At 39.4% G+C, this 21,641-nt stretch carries 22 protein-coding genes; 16 read left to right on the top strand and 6 right to left on the bottom strand.

From position 1 onward, the window contains the following. Positions 1–53 precede the first annotated feature (53 nt). The 9 genes from SB49_RS00645 (at position 54) to SB49_RS00605 (ending at position 8,976) form a co-directional block, all read left to right on the top strand. Positions 54–1,244: a pyridoxal phosphate-dependent aminotransferase gene (locus SB49_RS00645; protein ID WP_062052901.1), complete on the top strand. Its 1,191-nt coding sequence runs from the start codon at positions 54–56 to the stop codon at positions 1,242–1,244. Next, on the top strand, positions 1,244–2,260 hold the full coding sequence (gene murB, locus SB49_RS00640) for a UDP-N-acetylmuramate dehydrogenase (RefSeq protein WP_062052899.1): 1,017 nt from the start codon (positions 1,244–1,246) through the stop codon (positions 2,258–2,260). The genes SB49_RS00645 and murB overlap by 1 nt, the downstream gene beginning before the upstream one ends. Before the next feature lie 212 nt (positions 2,261–2,472). Then, positions 2,473–3,039 (top strand): RNA polymerase sigma factor, encoded by a 567-nt coding sequence (locus SB49_RS00635; RefSeq protein WP_062052897.1) that lies wholly within the window; start codon positions 2,473–2,475, stop codon positions 3,037–3,039. Continuing rightward, positions 3,036–3,794, top strand: a complete 759-nt coding sequence (locus SB49_RS00630; RefSeq protein WP_062052895.1) for an anti-sigma factor — start codon at positions 3,036–3,038, stop codon at positions 3,792–3,794. The genes SB49_RS00635 and SB49_RS00630 overlap by 4 nt, the downstream gene beginning before the upstream one ends. Positions 3,795–3,870: 76 nt before the next feature. Beyond that, positions 3,871–4,080, top strand: a complete 210-nt coding sequence (locus SB49_RS00625) for a hypothetical protein (RefSeq protein WP_062052893.1) — start codon at positions 3,871–3,873, stop codon at positions 4,078–4,080. 31 nt (positions 4,081–4,111) lie between these two features. Further along, positions 4,112–4,678 (top strand): RNA polymerase sigma factor, encoded by a 567-nt coding sequence (locus SB49_RS00620; RefSeq protein ID WP_062052891.1) that lies wholly within the window; start codon positions 4,112–4,114, stop codon positions 4,676–4,678. A 138-nt stretch (positions 4,679–4,816) separates the two neighbouring features. After that, positions 4,817–5,692, top strand: coding sequence for a lipoyl synthase (lipA, locus tag SB49_RS00615; protein ID WP_062052889.1), 876 nt, complete (start codon positions 4,817–4,819; stop codon positions 5,690–5,692). Positions 5,693–5,743: 51 nt separating this feature from the next. After that, complete coding sequence (gene gap, locus SB49_RS00610; protein ID WP_062052887.1) at positions 5,744–6,754, top strand: type I glyceraldehyde-3-phosphate dehydrogenase; 1,011 nt, start codon at positions 5,744–5,746, stop codon at positions 6,752–6,754. Then, on the top strand, positions 6,751–8,976 hold the full coding sequence (locus SB49_RS00605; RefSeq protein ID WP_335337883.1) for a tetratricopeptide repeat-containing hybrid sensor histidine kinase/response regulator: 2,226 nt from the start codon (positions 6,751–6,753) through the stop codon (positions 8,974–8,976). Before gap ends, SB49_RS00605 begins: the two co-directional genes overlap by 4 nt. Here the strand turns inward: SB49_RS00605 and lpxK are convergent. After that, positions 8,971–9,963, bottom strand: a complete 993-nt coding sequence (gene lpxK / locus SB49_RS00600) for a tetraacyldisaccharide 4'-kinase (RefSeq protein WP_062052885.1) — start codon at positions 9,961–9,963, stop codon at positions 8,971–8,973. The two genes, SB49_RS00605 and lpxK, sit on opposite strands and share 6 nt — an antisense overlap. 49 nt (positions 9,964–10,012) lie before the next feature. Between lpxK and SB49_RS00595 the strand changes: the two genes are divergently transcribed. After that, a complete protein-coding gene (locus tag SB49_RS00595) occupies positions 10,013–11,107 on the top strand; it encodes a Nif3-like dinuclear metal center hexameric protein (protein ID WP_062052883.1) in 1,095 nt (364 codons plus the stop codon). A gap of 3 nt (positions 11,108–11,110) precedes the next feature. Then, positions 11,111–11,890 carry a zinc ribbon domain-containing protein gene (locus SB49_RS00590; RefSeq protein ID WP_062052881.1) on the top strand — a complete coding sequence of 260 codons (780 nt, stop codon included), beginning with the start codon at positions 11,111–11,113 and terminating at the stop codon, positions 11,888–11,890. A 71-nt stretch (positions 11,891–11,961) separates the two neighbouring features. Here SB49_RS00590 and SB49_RS00585 read toward each other — a convergent pair whose 3' ends face one another. Further along, on the bottom strand, positions 11,962–13,302 hold the full coding sequence (locus SB49_RS00585; protein WP_062052879.1) for an FAD-dependent oxidoreductase: 1,341 nt from the start codon (positions 13,300–13,302) through the stop codon (positions 11,962–11,964). Between the two features lie 158 nt (positions 13,303–13,460). Between SB49_RS00585 and SB49_RS00580 the strand changes: the two genes are divergently transcribed. The 4 genes from SB49_RS00580 to SB49_RS00570 are packed head-to-tail and all read left to right on the top strand — an operon-like array spanning position 13,461 to position 17,121. Continuing rightward, entirely contained in the window at positions 13,461–14,105 is a 645-nt protein-coding gene (locus SB49_RS00580) for a flavin reductase family protein (RefSeq protein WP_062052877.1), read from the top strand. Next, positions 14,095–14,229 (top strand): DUF2256 domain-containing protein, encoded by a 135-nt coding sequence (locus SB49_RS15820; RefSeq protein WP_082591044.1) that lies wholly within the window; start codon positions 14,095–14,097, stop codon positions 14,227–14,229. The genes SB49_RS00580 and SB49_RS15820 overlap by 11 nt, the downstream gene beginning before the upstream one ends. Positions 14,230–14,264: 35 nt before the next feature. Beyond that, positions 14,265–15,566, top strand: coding sequence for a DASH family cryptochrome (locus SB49_RS00575; protein WP_062052875.1), 1,302 nt, complete (start codon positions 14,265–14,267; stop codon positions 15,564–15,566). A 22-nt stretch (positions 15,567–15,588) separates the two neighbouring features. Continuing rightward, positions 15,589–17,121, top strand: coding sequence for a cryptochrome/photolyase family protein (locus SB49_RS00570; protein ID WP_062052873.1), 1,533 nt, complete (start codon positions 15,589–15,591; stop codon positions 17,119–17,121). A gap of 158 nt (positions 17,122–17,279) precedes the next feature. Here SB49_RS00570 and SB49_RS00565 read toward each other — a convergent pair whose 3' ends face one another. Next, the gene (locus tag SB49_RS00565) at positions 17,280–17,828 is read right to left on the bottom strand and encodes a ClpP family protease (protein ID WP_062052871.1); all 549 of its coding nucleotides are present in this window, start codon (positions 17,826–17,828) and stop codon (positions 17,280–17,282) included. Between the two features lie 121 nt (positions 17,829–17,949). Between SB49_RS00565 and SB49_RS00560 the strand changes: the two genes are divergently transcribed. Continuing rightward, entirely contained in the window at positions 17,950–18,624 is a 675-nt protein-coding gene (locus SB49_RS00560; protein ID WP_062052869.1) for a hypothetical protein, read from the top strand. 12 nt (positions 18,625–18,636) lie between these two features. On the opposite strand, the gene SB49_RS00555 is transcribed toward SB49_RS00560, so the two are convergent. The 3 genes from SB49_RS00555 to SB49_RS00545 all read right to left on the bottom strand — a co-directional run bounded on the left by SB49_RS00555 (position 18,637) and on the right by SB49_RS00545 (position 21,619). Further along, positions 18,637–19,779, bottom strand: a complete 1,143-nt coding sequence (locus SB49_RS00555; protein ID WP_062052867.1) for an MFS transporter — start codon at positions 19,777–19,779, stop codon at positions 18,637–18,639. Positions 19,780–19,811: 32 nt separating this feature from the next. Beyond that, a complete protein-coding gene (gene kynU / locus SB49_RS00550; protein WP_062052865.1) occupies positions 19,812–21,080 on the bottom strand; it encodes a kynureninase in 1,269 nt (422 codons plus the stop codon). A 74-nt stretch (positions 21,081–21,154) separates the two neighbouring features. After that, positions 21,155–21,619, bottom strand: coding sequence for a GNAT family N-acetyltransferase (locus SB49_RS00545; RefSeq protein WP_062052863.1), 465 nt, complete (start codon positions 21,617–21,619; stop codon positions 21,155–21,157). Positions 21,620–21,641 lie beyond the last annotated feature (22 nt).

The raw sequence follows: 21,641 nt of genomic DNA, 5'->3' as shown, positions 1-21,641 counted from the left end.
ATCTTATTGCGTACTATGGATTGATTTCTCATTTTTGTGAAAAATTTTTATTCATGCCGACTATTTCACAAAAAGGGCGTTCCATGCCCGAATCCCCTATCAGAAAATTAGTGCCTTATGCTGAAGATGCTAAAAAAAGAGGTACTAAGGTAATTCACTTGAATATCGGGCAACCGGACATAAAAACTCCCCAAATAGCATTGGACGCTGTAAAGAACAACACCCTAGAGGTATTGGAATACAGTAGGACCGAAGGTTCTGAAGCCTATCGTGAAAAATTGGCCAGCTACTATGCTAAAAACGACATACATGTTTCGGCAACGGATCTAATCATTACTACAGGCGGATCTGAAGCTTTGGCATTTGTAATGGGCACCATCATGGATACTGATGAAGAAATCATTATTCCTGAGCCATTCTATGCCAATTATAATGGATTTGCCACTGCGGCAGGGGTTACTGTAGTACCTGTAGTTTCAAAAATCGAAGATAATTTTGCTTTGCCACCTATAGAGGAATTTGAAAAACTGATTACCCCAAAGACCAAAGCTATTTTAATCTGCAACCCAGGTAATCCTACCGGCTACCTTTACAGTAGGGAAGAGATTGAAAAATTGGCGAAAATTGTTAAAAAACACAATTTGTTTTTGGTGGCCGATGAAGTCTACAGGGAATTTACATATGAAGGCAAAGAACATTATTCCATATTACAAGTAGAAGGGTTGGAGGACAATGCCATTGTGGTAGACTCGGTATCCAAAAGATATAGCATGTGCGGTGCAAGAATTGGATGTTTGGCTTCCAAAAACAAGGAAGTCATTAAAACGGCCCTGAAATTTGCCCAGGCCAGGTTATCCCCACCAACCTATGCACAAATAGCCTCCGAGGCAGCCTTGGAGACCCCGCAGAGTTACTTTGACGATGTCAAGGTTGAATATGTCGCTAGAAGAAACCTCCTGATTTCCGAGTTAGAAAAAATTAAGGGCATAAAAGTCGCCAAACCTCAGGGTGCCTTTTATTGTATTGCGCAGCTCCCAATTGCAGATGCGGACCATTTTGCACAATGGCTGCTGGAATCTTTTGAAGTCAATGGCGAAACGGTAATGGTGGCTCCTGCAGCCGGATTTTATGCGACTGAGGGGTTAGGGAAAAATCAAATAAGAATCGCCTATGTTTTGGATAAGGAAAACATCATAAGGGCCGTTCAAATTTTAAAGGCAGCTTTGGAAGTCTACAAGGGATAATGACAATACAAGAGAACATATCCTTAAAACAATACAACACCTTTGGCATAGATGCCAAAGCCAGGTACTTTTGTGAGATCACTTCCTTGGAGGAATTGAGGGAAGCTCTTGAATTGGAGGGCTATCCAGAAAAATTCATTCTAAGCGGCGGCAGCAATATGCTGATTACCAAAGATATTAGTGCTTTGGTGCTTTACATCCACATAAAAGGAATTTTTGTGGAACAGGAAGATGAAAACCATGTTGTTTTAAAGGTGATGGCCGGAGAGAACTGGCATGAAATGGTTCTTTGGACCTTGGACCATAATTATGGTGGCCTTGAAAACTTATCGCTCATCCCCGGATTTACAGGTACCGCCCCTATTCAGAATATCGGAGCCTACGGAGTGGAACTAAAAGATTGTTTTGTTAGCTGCCAAGCCATGGACGTGGAAACTTTGGAACTCAAAACGTTTACAAAAAAGGATTGTCAGTTCGGATATAGGGATTCCTTTTTTAAAAATGAGGGCAAGGGCAAATACATCATTACCTCTGTTAATTTTAGGCTTACAAAAAAAGACCATCAGCTGAATACCTCCTACGGGGCCATAGAAACTGAAATGGAGCAGCAGAAGGTTTTATATCCTACTATAAAAGACGTTTCCAATGCCGTGGTGGCCATTAGAAAAAGTAAGTTGCCAGATCCCAAGGAATTGGGAAATAGCGGTAGCTTTTTTAAAAATCCGGTGCTGACCAAAAATGAATTTGAACTCTTTATCAAAGACAATCCGGAAGCCCATTACTATAAGGTTTCAGACCAGGAGTATAAGGTTCCAGCAGGATGGCTTATAGAACAAAGTGGTTTCAAGGGAAAAAGATTTGGTGATGCGGGTGTACATAAAAACCAAGCCTTGGTCCTGGTCAATTACGGCAATGCCAGTGGAAAGGAAATTATAGAATTGGCACAGACGATCCAAAAGAAGGTGTGGGACAAATTTCAAATAGAAATTATACCTGAAGTAAATATCATAAAATAACCCCCGACGAATAAAATCACCGGGGGTCAAACCAAACCAAACTAACCAAACTTAAATGTACAATTACCAGTTGTACACTTATCTTATTAAAAACAGGTTATAAAATTATGTTAACCATCAATTTTATACCTTAGCGTTCAAATGTATGTACGGTACTTATGTACCCTTGGATTTTTCAATAGCGTTAAAATTCTCTAAACGCAATTTATTTTATGAGCGTACTTCTAGAAAAGCATATTGTTGAATTGTTACAGGAACGAAATGAAAAAGCCATTTCCCTTCTGTATGAGCATTATGGCGACACCTTATTCGGTGTTGCTTATAAAGTGGTCAAAGATCACGACCTCGCCCAGGATATCGTTCAAGAAAGTTTTGTGAAGATTTGGAAAAAGTCGGACTCCTATGATTCTTCCAAAGCCAAGCTCTTCACATGGCTATTTCGTATTACCAGAAATACGGCCATAGACAAATTGAGAAGCGTAAACACAAAAACCGACAAGGAAATCCAAATGGATGTTTCCGACGTATATAGAATAGGCGTAGAAAGCACTAGGCCAGAGCTAATGGATGTTCGAGAACATTTGGACAAGTTGGAATCCAAGTATCAAATTGTGTTGGATGCCCTCTTTTTTCAGGGTATGACACAACAAGAGGCCAGCGAAGAACTGGACATACCCTTGGGGACCATAAAATCTAGATTAAAAATCGGGCTTCGAGAGTTAAAGAAAATTTACGGCTCTACAATGGTGCTATTGTCCATATTAAGCTTATTGTCATGAAAGATAAAATAAAAATATTCCTAGATTCCGATCTGTTGGAGAAATACCTAATCGGCTCCACTACCAAGGAAGAGACATTACAGGTAGAGAGATACATAGCCATGCATCCAGAAGTTAGGGAGATGTACCTTGAACTTCAGGACAACTTAGAGGCCTATGCGAAATTGCACGCCATTAAAACGCCGGATGGTCTTAAAGAAAAAATCTTGAGCACCATAAAGGCCCAAAATTCTTTGCGTAAAAGATTTACAAGATATGCGGTGGCCGCCAGTGTAGCCGTATTTATATTTGCAGGCTCCTCTTATTTCTTTTGGGACCAGAACCAAAATCTTATGCAGGAAAATACCATTGTCTCCAATAAAATCAAGACTTTAGAAGAAGATATGAGGGAACAATTGGAGGATGTAAGGAATCAATTTATTGTACTTAACAATCCTTTGACCAAAAAATACAACGTAAAAGGGAATAAAAATGCTAGGGATCTTAAGGCCATAGCCTATATCAACCCTGTTAAAAAACTATCCTATCTCAACGTTAGGAATCTACCCGAGTTACCAGAGGATAAATGTTTCCAAATGTGGGCGGAAGTCAACGGCGAAATGGTAAACCTTGGCGTTATTAAGGAAATAACCGACAAAGAAAAATTGCTGGCCCTTCCTTATGCTGAAAATGCAATTGGATATATTACCATTGAACAAAAAGGTGGCAATATGGCCCCTACTGTGGAAAATATAGTGGCCAATATCAATTATTAAAAAGTCCAAATCTTAAAGTAGTTCTAAATACCCTTTAAAAGGCCATTAATTTTATATCTTTGACCAAAATTTAGATATGAAACTATTACTATTGACCATAGGTCTATTAGCTATAGGCTTTGCTGGAATAGCGATAAAAATTTGGTCTAAGAAAGATGGGGAATTTGCAGGTACTTGTGCAAGTCAGAGTCCTTTTTTAAACCAAGATGGAGAAGCCTGTGGCTTCTGCGGAAAACTTCCCAGCGAGCAAGATTGCAAAAAAGATACAGTAACGGAACTTCCTTAAAGTCCCTTCTGACGCTTATTAAGAACTCTGTTTGGACAAAACTAAAGATACACTTAAGATTACCATAGAAAAGGCTAAACTGGGAAATCAGATAGCCTTTAGCACGCTATTGGATACCTATTGGAACAATGTATACGGGTTTCAGCTCATAAGGACCAGAAATGAAAATGACGCTGAAGATATTACCATCCAAACATTTTCAAAAGCTTTTGACAAAATTGACACCTACGATGATGCCTACGACTTCAATACGTGGTTGATCGCCATTTCCAAAAATTTACATGTAGACCTCATTCGAAAGCGTAAACGAAATATTTTTGAAAATACCGGTGACGGCAGCAATGAGGCCATTAAAAGAGTTTTAGATGATGCCCCATCGGCAGAAGACCAGCTGATTAGGGAGCAAGACTTGGCTACCCTTTTACATTACATAAAGCAGTTGAAGCCCCATTACCAACAAGTCATTAATCTCAGGTACTTCAATGAGTTGAGTTACGCAGACATAGCCGTGGAACTCAAGGAACCCCTCAACAATGTAAAAGTGAAATTACTCCGCGCCAAAAAACTCCTGGCAGAAGTGATCAAGAACAAAAAATAAGCCCTTATCCCCTATTCTTATTGGTTTCGTATTCACATGTACCAATATTCCTAAAATATCAACACATTATCCTTTTGGTTCATCACCCAATATGGAAGAATACAAATCCCATTTCGTATCTTTGTAAAAAATTAAAGCATGAGCATTGAAACCGTAGAAAGTGTAAGTCCACCTAAAGGAAAACCAAAATGGCTACGTGTAAAACTTCCTACCGGAAAAAAATATACCCAATTAAGGGGTCTGGTAGACAAATATAATCTCCATACCATTTGTACTTCGGGAAGCTGTCCCAATATGGGCGAATGCTGGGGTGAAGGAACAGCAACCTTTATGATCCTAGGAAACGTCTGTACCCGTTCTTGTGGGTTCTGCGGCGTAAAGACCGGGAGACCTGAGGATGTAGATTGGGAAGAACCAGAAAAAGTGGCACGCTCCATTAAAATAATGGGTATTAAGCATGCCGTAATAACTTCCGTGGATAGGGACGATATCAAAGATATGGGTTCCATTATCTGGGCCGAAACGGTCAAGGCTATCCGAAGAATGAATCCAACCACCACTTTGGAAACCCTAATTCCTGATTTTCAAGGAATAGAAACCCATTTGGACCGTATCATAGCCGTCTCGCCAGAGGTTGTTTCCCACAACATGGAAACGGTCAAAAGATTAACGAGAGAAGTACGGATCCAGGCCAAATATGAAAGAAGTTTGGAAGTTTTGAGGTATTTGAAGGACAATGGTGCCAAAAGGACCAAATCCGGAATAATGCTCGGACTTGGAGAATTGGAAGAAGAGGTAATTGAGACTATGGAAGACCTGAGAAAGGCTAACGTAGATGTGATAACCATTGGACAATACCTGCAGCCTTCCAAAAAACACTTGCCGGTAAAAGAATTTATTCTTCCGGAGCAATTTAAGAAATACGAAGAATTGGGTCTAAAGATGGGCTTTAGACATGTAGAAAGTGGAGCCTTGGTGAGATCTTCCTACAAGGCACATAAGCACATCGATTAATAAAAACCTTCATACATTAAATCCATCCCGCTAATGCGGGATTTTTTTCAAATGAATAAAGTAAATATTGGTATCAATGGTTTTGGTAGAATAGGAAGAACGGTCTGTAGATTAATGCTAGACAATCCCCACCTAAATGTGGTAGCCATTAATGATCTGGCCGATGCCAGAACCCTGGCCCATTTGTTAAAATACGACAGTATCCATGGGGTATCCCAAGAACAAATAGGACACGAGGGAAACCATATTTTAGTGAACGATAAAAAAATTGCCCTACTAAATCATGAGCATCCCCAACAAATTAATTGGGCATCCCTTGAAGTTGATATTGTCATCGAGGCCACTGGGAAATTTAAAACCAAAGCGGATCTTCAATTTCATTTGGACAACGGAGCGAAGAAGGTGATTTTATCTGCCCCTCCTGTGGACGACAATATAAAAATGGTTGTCTATGGCGTAAACGAGGAAATCATTACAGAGGATGACCACATCATCTCCAATGCCTCCTGCACTACCAACAACGCAGCTCCCATGATAAAGGTTATAGATGACCTTTGTGGAGTAGAACAGGCCTACATAACCACAGTACATTCTTATACCTCAGATCAAAGCCTGCATGACCAACCCCATCGGGATCTAAGAAGATCTAGGGCCGCCTCCCAATCCATTATCCCCACTACAACTGGAGCAGCAAAGGCTTTGACCACCATTTTCCCAACTTTAGCCGACGTTATTGGAGGGTGTGGCATACGTGTTCCCGTGCCAAATGGCTCCTTGACAGACATTACTTTGAATGTAAAAAAAGAGACCTCCATCCAGGAAATTAATGCGGCATTTGAGAAAATTTCTAACGAAGAATTAAAAAATATTATTTTTTACACTGAAGACCCTATAGTTTCTATTGATATAAACAATAGTTCTTATTCTTGTACGTTTGATTCTCAGATGACTTCCGTAATTGGAAAAATGGTTAAAATAATCGGTTGGTATGACAATGAAACAGGATACAGTTGCAGAATTATTGACCTAATTAATTTATTGATCAAGAAAAAGTACGTTTGAGAATAAAATTCAGATATACAGGAAATGTAAAATTCCTATTGATGGTGGTGATCATGTCCACTTTTCATTTCGTTTCCGCTCAGGACAATAAGGCCCCTGAGACGGACATAGAGACGTATTTCGCGGAAGCAAGAAAATATAAGAACCAAAACAAGATAGATCTCGCCATAAAGGCCATGGTCAAAGTTGCAGAATTGGCTGAGGAAAATGAGGATAGCAAGACCATTATTGATAGCTATCACGAAATCTCCCTATTAAATTCAAAATTGGAAAGGCAAGAGAATGCCATTTGGTACTATGAACGTGCAGAAATATTTCTTAAGGCTATAACCTACCCACACGGTAATGCCACCCATCAGTATATTGAGGCCCTCAATTATTTTAGAAACGATAAGCCTTACCAGGCTCTGGACTTACTTGAAGAAGCCAGAAGTTTAAGCAATGATAGACATCTTTTAAATCTAATCTCTTTATTGGAGGCAAACATCTGCCTCAAAATTGAAAAATACAGGGTTGCTTCCACGAATTTTAATTCCTTGGTAGTCAATAGCGATATTCACGAGAAGGCTTATCTGACCACAAAAGCTTATTTGGGGCTTACACAATTGAATATAGCCTTAGACAGTTTAGAATCGGCCGCAAAAAACGGAACAAATGCACTGACCCTTGCTCGGGAAAATGATTTCCATCAAGAAATTTTGGAAGCCAATGAATTGTTGGGAAAAGCCTTCGAAAAGTTAGGACAATTTGATTCTGCACTGGTTTACAACAGAAATCTTCTCCAGATCAAAGATTCCTTGATTGCCATTGAAAAAATTAATGCCCAAGTCAAAACTGCAGATCAGTTACGAGGAGAATTGATGGAGAGCACCATAAAAAAGCAGGATGTAGAAATAAAAGAATTAAATGAATCCTCTAGCCGTTCCGAGATTACGGCCATTTTGACTTCCGCCTTTTTGACCATTATATCTCTTTTGGCCGTTTCATTATACAGGAACAACCAGATTAAACTAAAAACAAACGATTTACTGCATACTAAAAACAGAGAACTACAAACTGCCAGGGATGCCGCAGTACAGTCCATGGAGGCCAAAACCAATTTTCTATCAACGGTAAGCCACGAATTGCGGACACCCTTGTATGCGGTTACGGGACTTACGCATTTACTATTAGAAGAAAATCCAAGTAAAAAACAAGAAGAGCATTTAAAAGCTCTAAAATTTTCTGGGGATTATTTATTGAATTTCATCAATGACATCCTACAGATCAATAAAATTGATGCCGATAAGCTAGAACCTTTAAATATAAAATTCAGCCTTAAAAAGGTACTTACAGAAGTCATCAACTCTTTACAACAAAGTGCCAAAGCCAACAAGACGGTAATTAATTTGGATTACGATCCAAACATTCCTAGCCATTTACTGAGTGATCCATTAAAATTATCCCAGATATTCATCAACCTGGTTGGTAACGCCCTTAAATTCACCAAGAAAGGAGAGGTAACGGTAATAACCAAACTTCAGGAACAATATGAGGATGAGGTCATTATTTATTTTGAGGTAAAAGATACCGGAATTGGAATTGCCCCTGAAAAACAGGAAAACATCTTTGATAGTTTTGAACAAGGATCCATTCAGATCAATAGGGAATATGGAGGCACAGGACTTGGCCTTACTATTGTAAAGAGCTTACTTGGTCTTTTTGATAGTAAGATCAAATTAAAAAGTGAACTTGGGAAAGGTAGCTCCTTCTTTTTTGAGCTTACTCTTAAAACCACACAGGGCAGTGAAATTGAGGACATGAACTTCCAAGTGCAAGAAAAGGATTATGACCTGACGGGACTGCATATTTTGATTGTGGAGGACAACAAGATCAACCAAGTCATTACCAAAAAGATGCTTCTTAAAAAAGAAGTGACCTGTGATATTGCCAGCAATGGTACAGATGCCATAGAAATGGTCAGAAATAACACTTACGATGCTGTACTGATGGATATTCATATGCCTGGTATTAGTGGAGAGGAGGCAACCATAGAAATAAGGAAATTCAACACCACATTACCCATAATAGCTTTGACAGCTATCTCATTGGATGACAGTTTGGAAAGTTTCTATGAGGCAGGGGTCAATGATGTGGTGACCAAACCATTTAAGCCAGAAGTCTTTTATCAAAAAATTGGCCAGAATGTCTTTTCTCCGAAAATCAACAATCCAACTTCATAAAGAAGAGAGGGCTTCCTTTAATTGCTTTCGGCCTTCTCCAAGCAACTTGTGCTCTATTCTGATATAAAAAAGATTATCAACCTTACCCTTTAGCCTTACAAAATCCTTTTCTGTGGTCAAGACGAGCTCTTTGGAATTAAAAACGTCGATTTCTTTTTCCGTAAAAAAATGATGGTCCCCAAACTCCAGATGCTCCATGGCTATTGAGGCGTCTTTCAAATAAGTGACCAATGGCCTTGGATTGGCGATACCCGTAACCAACAACACCTTTTTAGTGCGAAGTTCTTGCAGCTCCAAGTTGCCACCTTCCCCTTGTAAGACTGTATCATAAACCAAACTGCTGAACAATACCTTTTGATGTTTTAAGGGTTGTAACTTTTTAATGATTTTTTCTTGCTCTTTCAGCCTTATATTGGGCGGACATTTGGTTACCATAATAATATCGGCCCTTTGGGCTTCCTTTTTGCTATCCCTTAAATTCCCGGTAGGCAAAAACCAATCATCAACATATAACTGGCCGTGGGCAGTTAAAAGAATGGCAAATGAAGGCTGCACCTTGCGATGTTGATAGGCGTCATCCAATAAGATGAGATCGGGCTCCTCTTGGGCTTCCAATAGTGAGATTCCGTGCCTCCTATCGGCATCTACCACCATGGTAACTTCAGGGTATTTTTTATAGATCTGAAAAGGTTCGTCCCCAATTTGCTCAACTGTGGTAGTTGGTCCAGCCTTTATAAAACCTTTGCTTTTCCTTCCATATCCCCTGCTTAGGACAGCTAGTTTGCGATCTTCCTTTAATAGTGCAATCAGATATTCAATCATGGGGGTTTTCCCTGTTCCCCCTACACTTAAGTTTCCCACACAAATGGTGGGCGTACTGAAGGAAATGGATTTAAAAAATCCCCTATCGAACAGTATATTTCTAATATAGACTACCAATCCATAGACCAGGGAAATTGGAAACCCTATTTTTCTGAGTACCTTCATCGGAACGAAAATATAATATTTTATCTTTGAAGGGCTATAAAATTCAAAAATGATCGTAAACGAAGTAACCAGAATACTTGAGGAATTGGCTCCATTGGATTATGCAGAGGATTTTGACAATGTAGGTCTGCTCATCGGAGATAAAAAAATGGAGGTAACAGGTATTTTAGTGACCTTGGACACCTTGGAAAATGTGGTTGGTGAGGCCATTGAGAAAAACTGTAATCTGATTGTGAGCTTTCATCCTATCATTTTTAGCGGATTGAAAAAGATTACGGGTAAAACTTATGTGGAAAGGGTTGTCCTCAAATGCATCAAAAATGACATTGCCCTTTATAGCATGCATACGGCATTGGACAATGCCCCAATAGGCGTCAACTCCAAAATATGTGAAGTTTTAGGAATACAAAATCCAAAAATCCTTATTCCGCAAAAAGGAACCATTAAAAAATTGACCACTTATGTTCCCAAGGACAGTGCCCAAGTACTCAAGGAAGCCCTCTTTGAAGCAGGGGCCGGGAACATTGGCAACTATAGCAATTGTAGCTTTTCCACAAATGGAACAGGGAGCTATATGGCCGGGCCAAATGCCAAACCTACGTTAGGGCAAATTGGTACGGTTCATTACGAAGAAGAAACACAGATCAACGTTACCTACTCCAAAGGAGATCAGGGTAAAATTATTAATGCCCTATTACAGGCACATCCCTATGAAGAAGTCGCCTATGAAATACAGACCTTGGAGAACAAAAACCAGAATATAGGCATCGGAATGGTCGGGACTTTGGAAAAAGCCATGAGTGAAGAAGATTTCATGCAATGGGTTAAAAAACAAATGAATGTAACCAGTATACGTCATTCCGGTTTATTGGGCAAAAAGATCAAAAAAGTAGCAGTCTTGGGAGGAAGTGGTTCTTTTGCCATTTCCGCTGCCAAAGGGTCCAAAGCAGATATTTTTATTACAGCTGACCTTAAATATCACCAGTTTTACGAAGCCGAGAACAAAATTGTACTGGCAGATATTGGACATTTTGAAACAGAGCAGTTTACAAAAAATCTATTAGTTGACCATCTTACAAAAAAAATTCCTAATTTTGCAATCTCTTTAGCGGAGAGCATAACAAATCCCATCAAGTATTTTTAATATATGGCAACAAAAACAGAAGCAACAGCAGAAGAAAAATTAAGAGCATTATATGATTTGCAATTAATTGATTCTAGAGTTGACGAGATACGAAATGTTCGTGGAGAATTACCTTTGGAAGTAGAAGATTTAGAAGATGAGGTGCTTGGCCTTAAAACAAGATTGGATAAGTTAAAAACCGATGTTGAAACCATCAACTATGAGATAACTGCCAAAAAGAACCTTATTGACGAATCTAAAGTTTTGGTAAAAAAATATACCGAACAACAAAAGAACGTTAGAAACAGTAGAGAGTTCAACTCATTGACCAAAGAAGTGGAATTTCAGGAACTGGAAATTCAATTGGCTGAAAAGAACATCAAGGAGTTCAAAGTTCAAATTGAGCAGAAAAAAGAAGTTATTTCCCAGACAAAAGAACGTCTATCTGAAAGAGAAGCACATCTAAAGCACAAGAAAAGTGAATTGGATGCTATCTTGGCGGAAACCGAAAAGGAAGAAAAGGCCTTGATAAAGAAATCTGCTGAATACGAAGAGCAAATTGAAGATCGCCTGGTCAAAGCCTATAAACGCATCCGACAAAATGTTAAAAACGGACTTGCCGTTGTTCCAATTGAAAGGGGAGCTTCAGGTGGTTCTTTCTTTACTATCCCGCCACAAGTGCAGGTAGAAATTGCTTCACGTAAAAAAATTATTACGGATGAGCATAGCGGAAGAATCTTGGTAGATCCTGTTTTAGCAGAAGAAGAGCAAGAGAAAATGCAAAAATTGTTCTCTAAATTATAAGAACAATACATAGATAAATAAAAAAGCCAGCTTAATTAAGCTGGCTTTTTTTATTTGGCTTTAAATTTCATTTATAGTTGTTCCAATATGCGCTGCTCTACTTCTTGGCTATCCCATTTCTCTTCAATCTGTGGCATCTGCATTATTTGTTTCATAATCCTTTCCTGGGCATCACCAATCGCCAATGCCTCTGCATATGACCCTTCAGAAAAGGTGACCCTTGAATAACTTGGAATCCATTTATCAGGATACTTCTCAGAGAAGCGGCGTTCGATCTTTTTCTGTAATAAAAATTTGGGATCTGCGGTTTTACTGCTCATTTCCATAAAATTGCGATAACTCAGTTCGGCAATGGCATCGGCATTGGGCTTTCGCAATTCTTGATAGGCCTCGAACGCCGAGCTCCAATCATTGTAACTATTATCCAACAACTCACAGAGCACATAAATATCCTCAAATCCTGCATTCATTCCCTGACCATAAAAAGGAACTATGGCATGGGCCGAATCGCCCACCAAAGCTACTTTGTCCCAATAGGTCCAAGGATAACATTTTATGGTCACCATGGCACTTGTGGGATTGCTGAAAAAGTCTTGGGTCAAATTTTCAATGTCCTGCATCACATTGGGGAAATATGTGGTGAAAAACTTTTTGGCATCCTCTTTGGTCTTAATACTTTCAAATGACACTTCTCCTTCGAACGGTAAAAATAAGGTACAAGTAAAACTCCCATCCAAATTTGGCATTGCAATAAACATGAATTTGCCCCGTGGCCAAATATGGAAGGAATGCTTGTCTAACTTATGCGTGCCATCTGCATTGGCCGGTATCGTAAGTTCCTTATAACCTACATCTATAAATTCTTGACTATAATCAAACCTACTTCGGCGTTGCATTTTATGTCGTACCCTCGAAAAGGCACCATCACAACCAAAAATAACGTCATAGTCATATTCTTCCCAGACACCTTTCTCCGTTTCTCCTGTAAAAATCTTGGCATTGGGTAGATCCACATCCCACACCTTCTCCTCAAAACGAAACTCAACTCCGGCTTCCTCTGCCAAATCGATCATTCTTCTGTTCAATACACCTCTAGAGATAGACCAAATGGCCTCTCCGTCCTTGCCGTATTTCTGAAAGTACAGTGGCTGACCTACCACATGCATTGCCCTTTTATCCAGAGGAATCGCAATCTTTTTAATCTCGTCCTCTATTCCTACGGCCCTCAAGGACTTCCATCCCCTATTGCTCATTGCCAAGTTAATGGAACGACCAGAAAATTGAACATTTCTTATATCAGGCCTACGATCGAATACTGTGATGGAATGCCCTGCCTTTCTTAAATAAAGTGCCAATAAAGAACCTACCAGTCCTGAACCAACTATTGCAATGTTTTTAGGAGTTTTTGCCATGCTTGCCCGCAAGGGGAAATAATGTTAAGTTGTAAAAATACTAAATTTAAAAAACACCACTCTCAGTTCTAATATTATATCAGGGGGATTTAGAGAGTAAAAAAGATTACTCTATATTTTGTTTAGTTTTTTAGTATATTTGTTAGACAATTATTTTTATGATTCATTTCTCCAAAGAACAACTTTTAGCATTAAACTCCAGGTTTAGGGCCAACCTCATCAACAGCTGTACAGGATATAAGTCTTCCAATCTTTTGGCAACAAAATCCCAAAAGGGAATAACCAACGTTGCTATTTTCAATTCAGTTGTGCACATTGGCAGTAATCCTCCTATGTTAGGATTCATTCTTCGACCGCTAACGGTGAAGCGGAATACGTATGATAATTTTAAAGCAACGGGGTACTTTACGGTAAACCAAATCCCCAGCACTATCATTAAAAAAGCACATGAAACATCTGCCAAATACGAGGACGATGTTTCGGAGTTCGCCAAATCCCATCTGACAGAGGAATATATCCATGAATTCCCAGCGCCCTTTGTCAAGGAAAGCCATATAAAATTGGGGTGCAGGTACATCAATGAATATGAAATAAAAGAGAATGGCTGTCTTCTAATTGTCGGGGAAGTTATAGATCTTTATGTACCAAAGGACATTGTGCACGAAGACGGATGGGTGCAATTGGATAAGGCCGACACAACAGCAATTATTGGTTTGGACGGTTATGCCCTACCACGTGTTTTAGACCGGTTCTCTTACGCAAGGCCCGATAAAGAATCCCATTCCCTGCTCCATGGCTCATAAGAAACAACATTTGCCCAGTAAAATATGTAATACATGCGGACTTCCCTTTACATGGCGCAAAAAGTGGGAAAAGAACTGGGAAGAAGTAAAATATTGCAGTGAGCGTTGCCGCCGTAATAAATAATTAGTAGCCTAATAACTAACAACACCTTGCCTGGTATGAACAATTTAGTCTGGTTTAGAAATGATTTGAGAATAGAGGATAATCAATCCTTATCCAAGGCCTGTGCAGACGATAAGAACAAGGTCATTGGCGTGTATTGTTTTGATCCCAGACAATTTGACCATGGATCATTTGGCTTTAAAAAGACCGAAAAATATAGGGCCAATTTCTTACTAGAGTCGGTAATCGATCTCAAAAAAAATCTTGAAAAACTCAATATCCCTCTATTTGTTTATCATCAGCAACCAGAAGATATTATCCCTACCTTGGTCAGCGAATACAATATAGATGCTCTTTACCTTCAAAAGGAATGGACGGAGGAAGAACGCAACGTCCTAACGGCTGTGACCTCAAAATTGCCTCTATCCATACACTTGGAAGAAAGCTTTGACCAATTTCTATTTCATCCAGAGGACATACCTTTTGAGAGCTACCAAAAAATTCCGGAGGTGTTTACCGCATTTCGCAAAAAGTGTGAAAAATATTCCCATGTAAGACCTTGCTCCCCTACAGTAAAACCAATACAATCTGAAAACCTGGGGAATAATTCCACTGTGGTACCAACTCTTGAAGATTTAGGGTTTGAATTGTTCTCCATGGACAGAAGGACTGCCTTTCCGTTCAAAGGTGGAGAAACACAAGCCCTAGAGCGCATTCATAACTATTTTTGGGAAACCAAAAACTTGGCCATCTACAAAAAAACAAGAAATGGCCTAGTGGGCGAGGCTTACAGCTCCAAACTTTCTGCCTGGTTGGCGAATGGCAGTATTTCTCCCAGAACCATCTATTGGGAAGTAAAACGTTTTGAGAGGGAAATTCAAAAAAACCAAGATACCTACTGGCTCATCTTTGAGCTCATTTGGCGCGACTATTTTAAATATGTTTCCCTAAAACACGGGAGTAAGATTTTCCAAATAGGGGGTCTGCTCAACAAGCATTACGAATGGGGAACAGACGAAAAGCTAAAGGACCAATGGATTAATGGAAATACCCAGTACCCGTTCGTGAACGCCAACATGAAGGAAATGTCGCTCACTGGCTGGATGAGCAACCGAGGGCGGCAGAACGTTGCCAGTTTTTGGGCTAAAGAAATATGTCAAGACTGGCGGATTGGGGCAGCATATTTTGAAAGTATGCTGATAGATTACGATGTACATAGCAATTGGGGCAATTGGATATACAATAGCGGGGTGGGCAACGATCCCAGAGATCGCAAATTCAATATTGGGAGACAAACCGCAATGTATGACCCAACGGGAAAATTTCAAAAATTATGGTTACAGGAAACCTTATTTTAATAGTTCCATTTAAAACAGCAGCATGAAAATATTACGTTTGATCTTAGGAGACCAATTGAACTTAAAACATTCGTGGTTTAATGATGTGGACCCTAATGTAACCTACTTAATGGCCGAGATGCGACAGGAAACAGATTATGTGACGCACCACATTCAAAAAGTTGTCGCCTTTTTCCAGTCCATGAGGGAATTTTCAGAAGATTTAAAGGAAAAAGGACATCAGGTATCCTACCTCAATATCAATGATTCTGATAATCCACAAGCATTGGATAAAATAATCCAACATCAGATAGAATTAATAAATGCAGACAAATTTGAATATCAATGGCCAGATGAGTATCGTCTAGATCAACAGTTAATAGCTATTTGCGAGGAACTTTCTATAAATACCGAAGCATATGACAGCGAACATTTTTATACTACCCGTTATGAGCTGAAGGATTTTTTTGAAGGCAAAAAGCAATTGATCATGGAATCCTTTTATCGCATGATGCGCAAAAAGCATGATATCATGATGGTGAATGGCCAACCTGATGGGGGGAAGTGGAACTTTGACCAGAGCAATCGAAAAAAATGGAAAGGAGATCCAGAAATCCCACATGAAAGAGGTTTTAGAAAAAATGTAAGCGCGTTGGTTGATGAAATTAATGCTTCGGGAGTAAAAACGATTGGCACTATTACTGCCGACAACTTTAGCTGGCCAACTTCTAGGGCAGATTCTCTCTCGGTACTTAACTATTTCTGCAAAAACCTATTGATCCATTTCGGAGATTATCAAGATGCTCTGCATACAGATGAATATTATCTTTTTCATTCGAGGCTTTCTTTTGCCATGAACAGTAAAATGATATCTCCCAAGGAAGTGATTGAAAAGGTGCTGGAACACTATTATGACCATAGCGACCAAATACATATCTCCCAAGTGGAAGGTTTTGTAAGGCAGATTCTAGGGTGGCGGGAATACATGCGCGGTATCTATTGGAAAGAAATGCCCGATTACAAAAAAAAGAACGAGCTGGGCAATTACAACAACCTGCCCGATTTCTTTTGGACAGGAAAAACCAAAATGAATTGTTTACACCACGCCATAAAACAAAGTTTAGAGACTTCCTACGCCCATCATATTCAGCGTTTGATGATCACTGGTAATTATGCCCTTCTCACACAGACCCACCCTGATGAAGTAGATGCCTGGTATTTGGGAATATATATCGATGCCATTGAATGGGTGGAGATTACCAATACTAGGGGTATGAGTCAGTTTGCCGACGGGGGTATCGTAGCTACAAAACCCTATGTAAGCAGCGCAAATTACATCAATAAAATGAGTAATTATTGTTCCGGGTGTCAGTATAGCCATACCAAAAAAATAGGGGAAGACGCTTGTCCGTTCAACGCCCTTTATTGGAATTTCTTGGATGAAAAGAAAGAGCATTTTAAGAACAACCAACGCATGGGAATGATGTTGAACCTACTGGGAAAAAAAGACAAAAAAGAATTGGAGCAATTAAAGGAAAGAAGTCGGAAAATTATTGAACATCCAGAAGAATTTTAATTTGGACATCCCTTTTTTATAATGAATTGATCCAAACGCAATAGCCCCTGCGTATATATTGAAAGATTTGTTTTTTCCGCTTAGGCGTCTATATAGAAAAAGTCCTTTCCAATGATTTGGAAAGGACTTTTCACTTTTTGTAATGTTGAATTTAAGAACTATTCTAAAATTCCATCAACTATACCGTACTCTATAGATTCTTGGGCGTTCATCCAAAAATCCCTATCAAAATCTTTCATCACCTTGTCGAATGTCTGACCACAATTATCGGCTAAAATATGGGCACTTAGTTCGCGTGTCTTGATTATTTCACGAGCCTGGATTTCTATATTGGAAGCTTGTCCCCTAGCCCCGCCACTTGGCTGGTGAATCATTACCTGTGCATGAGGCTGTATAAAACGTCTCCCTTTTTTTCCGGCTGACAATAAAATTGACCCCATTGATGCTGCCAATCCGGAACAAACAGTAGAAACTGGACTTTTCAAGGATTTAATGGTATCGTAGATGGCGAAACCTGAAGTGACATATCCCCCTGGACTATTGATGACCAATTGTATTTCCTTATTGTTCTGTAAATCCAAATATAAAAGACGATCAATTACGTGTTTTGCAGAATCGTCGTCGACCATTCCCCATAAAAACACTTTTCTTTCGTCCAGTAATTTTTCATCTATAGCTTCTTGTATCTTACCTTTTTTTGAACTCATTGTTAGTTTTCTTTATTGCATCCAAAAATAATCATTTTATTGGGATTTCTTATCCGAACAAACCCAGCGATTTCCCAAATATATACCTAAAAGAAATTATATTTGTGTAAAGTTTAAAATTATGAGAAAATATACCTTCCTTCTTTCTTTAGTTGCTGCATTCTTCATTAGCTGCAAGTCCGATAAAAAAGTGAAAACAGAAGCTGTCGAATTGACCGTCTTGGAAAAAGTGGCTAATGCCCATGGCATCGAGAAATGGAATAATTTAAAGGAACTGGAATTTACATTTAATGTGGATAGGGATACCACCCACTATGAACGTTCTTGGATCTGGAATACAAAAACCAACAACGTTACGGCCATGAGCGCTACAGATACACTTTCTTTCAACAGAAAAAGTGTAGACAGCCTAACCATGAAGGCAGATGCAGGGTTTATAAATGATAAATACTGGTTATTGGCTCCGTTTAATCTTATTTGGGACAAGGACAATTTCTCCTTTGAACATACTGATGAGGCGGTTGCACCAATAAGCAATACTCCAATGCAAAAATTAACCATTGTTTATGGCGATGAAGGTGGATATACTCCAGGTGACGCCTATGATTTCTATTTCGGAGATGACCATATCATCAAGGAATGGGTATTTAGAAAAGGGAATGCTACAGAACCTTCCACCATGACTACTTGGGAGGATTATATGGATGCAGATGGCTTAAAAATAGCTAGAATGCACCAAAACAAAGATGGTAGCTTTAAACTTTACTTTACAAATATCAAAGCTGTGACCGAATAGGCAAAAGGGTTACTATTTTTTTCTTAGGAAGAAGGTTGCCAGAAATGCTGCGATGCAACAGGCCAATAATGTAATAAAACTTAGTTTTAGCGAAGAGGCTTCAGCCAAGTAGCCAAGAATTACAGGTCCCAAAAGGAATCCTGAAATCCCAGTACCTGCAATGAAGGCAACACCCTGTGACGTCTTAACCCCTTTGATGTTCCCTCCTATTCGGAAAAGTTCCGGGACAATGGCTGAAAATCCCAGGCCAACAAAAGCGAAACCAATTATGGCCAGATACGTATTGGTGGTCAGTACCATAAAATAGCCCATTATGGCCACTAAAGCACCTAGGCCAACAATTTTTACAGAACCTATTTTTGCGCTTATGCTATCTCCCAAAAACCGACCTAAGGTCATTGTGACGGAGAATGCTAAAAAACCAGATCCAATAAGGGCTACAGGCGCATTGCTAATTTCTTGTAAAAAAATACCACTCCAGTCCACTATAGCCCCTTCACTGCCCATAATAATAAAAGAAACTATTCCTATTAAAAGTAATGGCCTGAAATTTTTCAATTTAAAGGGTTCCTTTTCTAAGGGTGGAGAGACTATATGGATGTAATTCTTATAGAAAAATGCATTGACCCCTAGTACCAATATTATGGCCAGCATCATGTGCAGCACAGGATTGTCCAAGAATAGGATCATAAAACTACCCAATCCTGCAAAGACTCCACCAAGACTAAAAAAACCATGGGAAGCCGACATAAAATTCTGACGATCCTCCTTTTCAATTTCGGTAACCAAGGTGTTCATGGAGATATCCAAAAAACCATTGGCCGCACCGTATAAAAAGAGGCCACCCAACAAAACGTAATAATTGGGAGCCAAAAAAGGAAGTAATGCGGTAGCACTTATTAAAAGCACCCCGTACCAAGTGGCCTTCCCCACTCCTATCGTATTAATGATTTTAGACGCCAGTGGAAAAATAGTAAAATTACCCAGCGAAAGAAAAAACAATGCCAATCCCAAACTAGCCTTATCTATCCCTAAATCTCCCTTTACCTGTGGTATATAAATGGCCCATGTACCAAAAAGGATATTCAGACTGGCAAAGGCCCAAGCAGGGGCAAAATATCTAGGGTTGGAAAGGATTAGCCGTAAGGATTTCATTGATCTCAAGGTATTGAACGGCCAAAAATACTTTATTTCTTTAAGACACCTGATTTTAAAATTTGTCCAAACCTGTACATATCCTCATATGAGCAATAAAAAGGCGCAGGTGCCAAACGTATTACATTGGGTTCACGCCAATCTGTAATGACCCCATTTTCCATTAAATAATCAAATAATGGTCGACCTTCTCCATGCAGGAATACAGATAATTGACAACCGCGTTCCTTTGGGGTAATAATTTCGAAAGTGCTATCTACCTCCTTATCTATCTCATGAAGTATAAATTCCAAGTAAGCCGTAATCTTGTTGCGCTTTTCTATTAACGCATCCATACCTACCTCTTCAAATAGCTCCAAACAGGCCAAATAGGGTGCAACGGACAAAATGGGGGCATTGCTCAATTGCCATGCATCTGCGTTTTCCATGGGCTCAAATTCTGGCTTCATCAAAAAACGGGTATCCCTTTTGGTTCCCCACCATCCTTCAAATCTCGGGATATCCTTACGATTTAGATAGCGTTCATTCACAAATACTCCAGAAGCATTACCTGGACCGCTATTCATATATTTATAACTACACCAGGATGCAAAATCCACATCCCAATCATGCAACTTTAACTCTATATTTCCTGCAGCATGCGCCAGATCCCATCCTACGAAGGCCCCTTGCTCCCTTCCTGCTTTGGTAATGGTCTCCATATCGAACACCTGTCCGTTGTAGTAATTGACACCTCCAATAAGTACCAGAGCCAGCTCATCACCTACCTCTTCAATAGTCTTCAAAACATCTTCAGTTCTCCAAAAATTTTCTCCTTCCCTTTTCTTTACCTCTACAATGGCATCGTTACTGTCAAACCCATGAAAGCGAACCTGACTCTGCAACATGTACTGGTCCGAAGGGAATGCCTTTTCCTCACAGATGATCTTATACCGTTTTATGGTAGGTCTGTAAAAAGAGACCATCAATAAATGAAGGTTTACGGTAAGTGTGTTCATTACCGTAACTTCCTCGGGTTTTGCGCCCACTACCTTTGCCAATGGGGCAGCCAATCTTTCGTGGTAATCCCACCAAGGCTTATCTGCATAAAAATGTCCTTCCACTGCCATCTCTTTCCAATCGGTCATTACCTCATCCACAAATTTTTGGGTACGTTTAGGCTGAAGTCCCAAAGAGTTCCCTGTAAAATATATGACCTGCTTTCCGTTTACTTTTGGAAAATGAAACTCGTCACGATATTTACTCAGTTGATCTTCTGCATCTAATTGTTGAGCGTATTGGAGAGTATTTTTAAATTGCATAGGGGTAGTTTTTCTGTAAAAATACAATATCAAAAAAGAACTAATTCTTAATATTTATGTAAGTTTTAGCAGTATTATTGGGTGTTTAATCTCATTTCAATGATGTGCTTTTTAAACCCGACCCTTTCATATGCCTTGATGGCCGGAATATTATCATTGTAAACGGTTAATCTAATTTCTTTCAACCCTTTGGCAGATGCCCATTTTTTTAATTCCTTCACAACTAATTGATTGACACCTTGACCCCTATAATCCGGATGGGTGTACATAAATCCCAAGTAGGCATACTCTTCATGATCCAGATAAGGTCTCGCCTTTTTGATTAAGGCATACCCTGAAGCAATCACAGCCCCATTGGTCTCGACTACGACCACCTCTATATCGTCCGAAAGTATATATTCCCGTAAGTCATAATAGGTTACCGGATCTTTCTTAATGGTGGGATCAAAAGGACGTTCTGCCACAATAATGCCCTGCTCAAATTTCAATAAGATCTCGAGATCATCAATAGTTGCCTTTCTACATGTATAATTTTTCATCGTCCTATACTAATTAGGGGAT

Source organism: Sediminicola sp. YIK13 (genome assembly GCF_001430825.1).
Lineage (GTDB): Bacteria > Bacteroidota > Bacteroidia > Flavobacteriales > Flavobacteriaceae > Sediminicola.
This window is presented reverse-complemented; position numbering and strand designations above follow the sequence as displayed.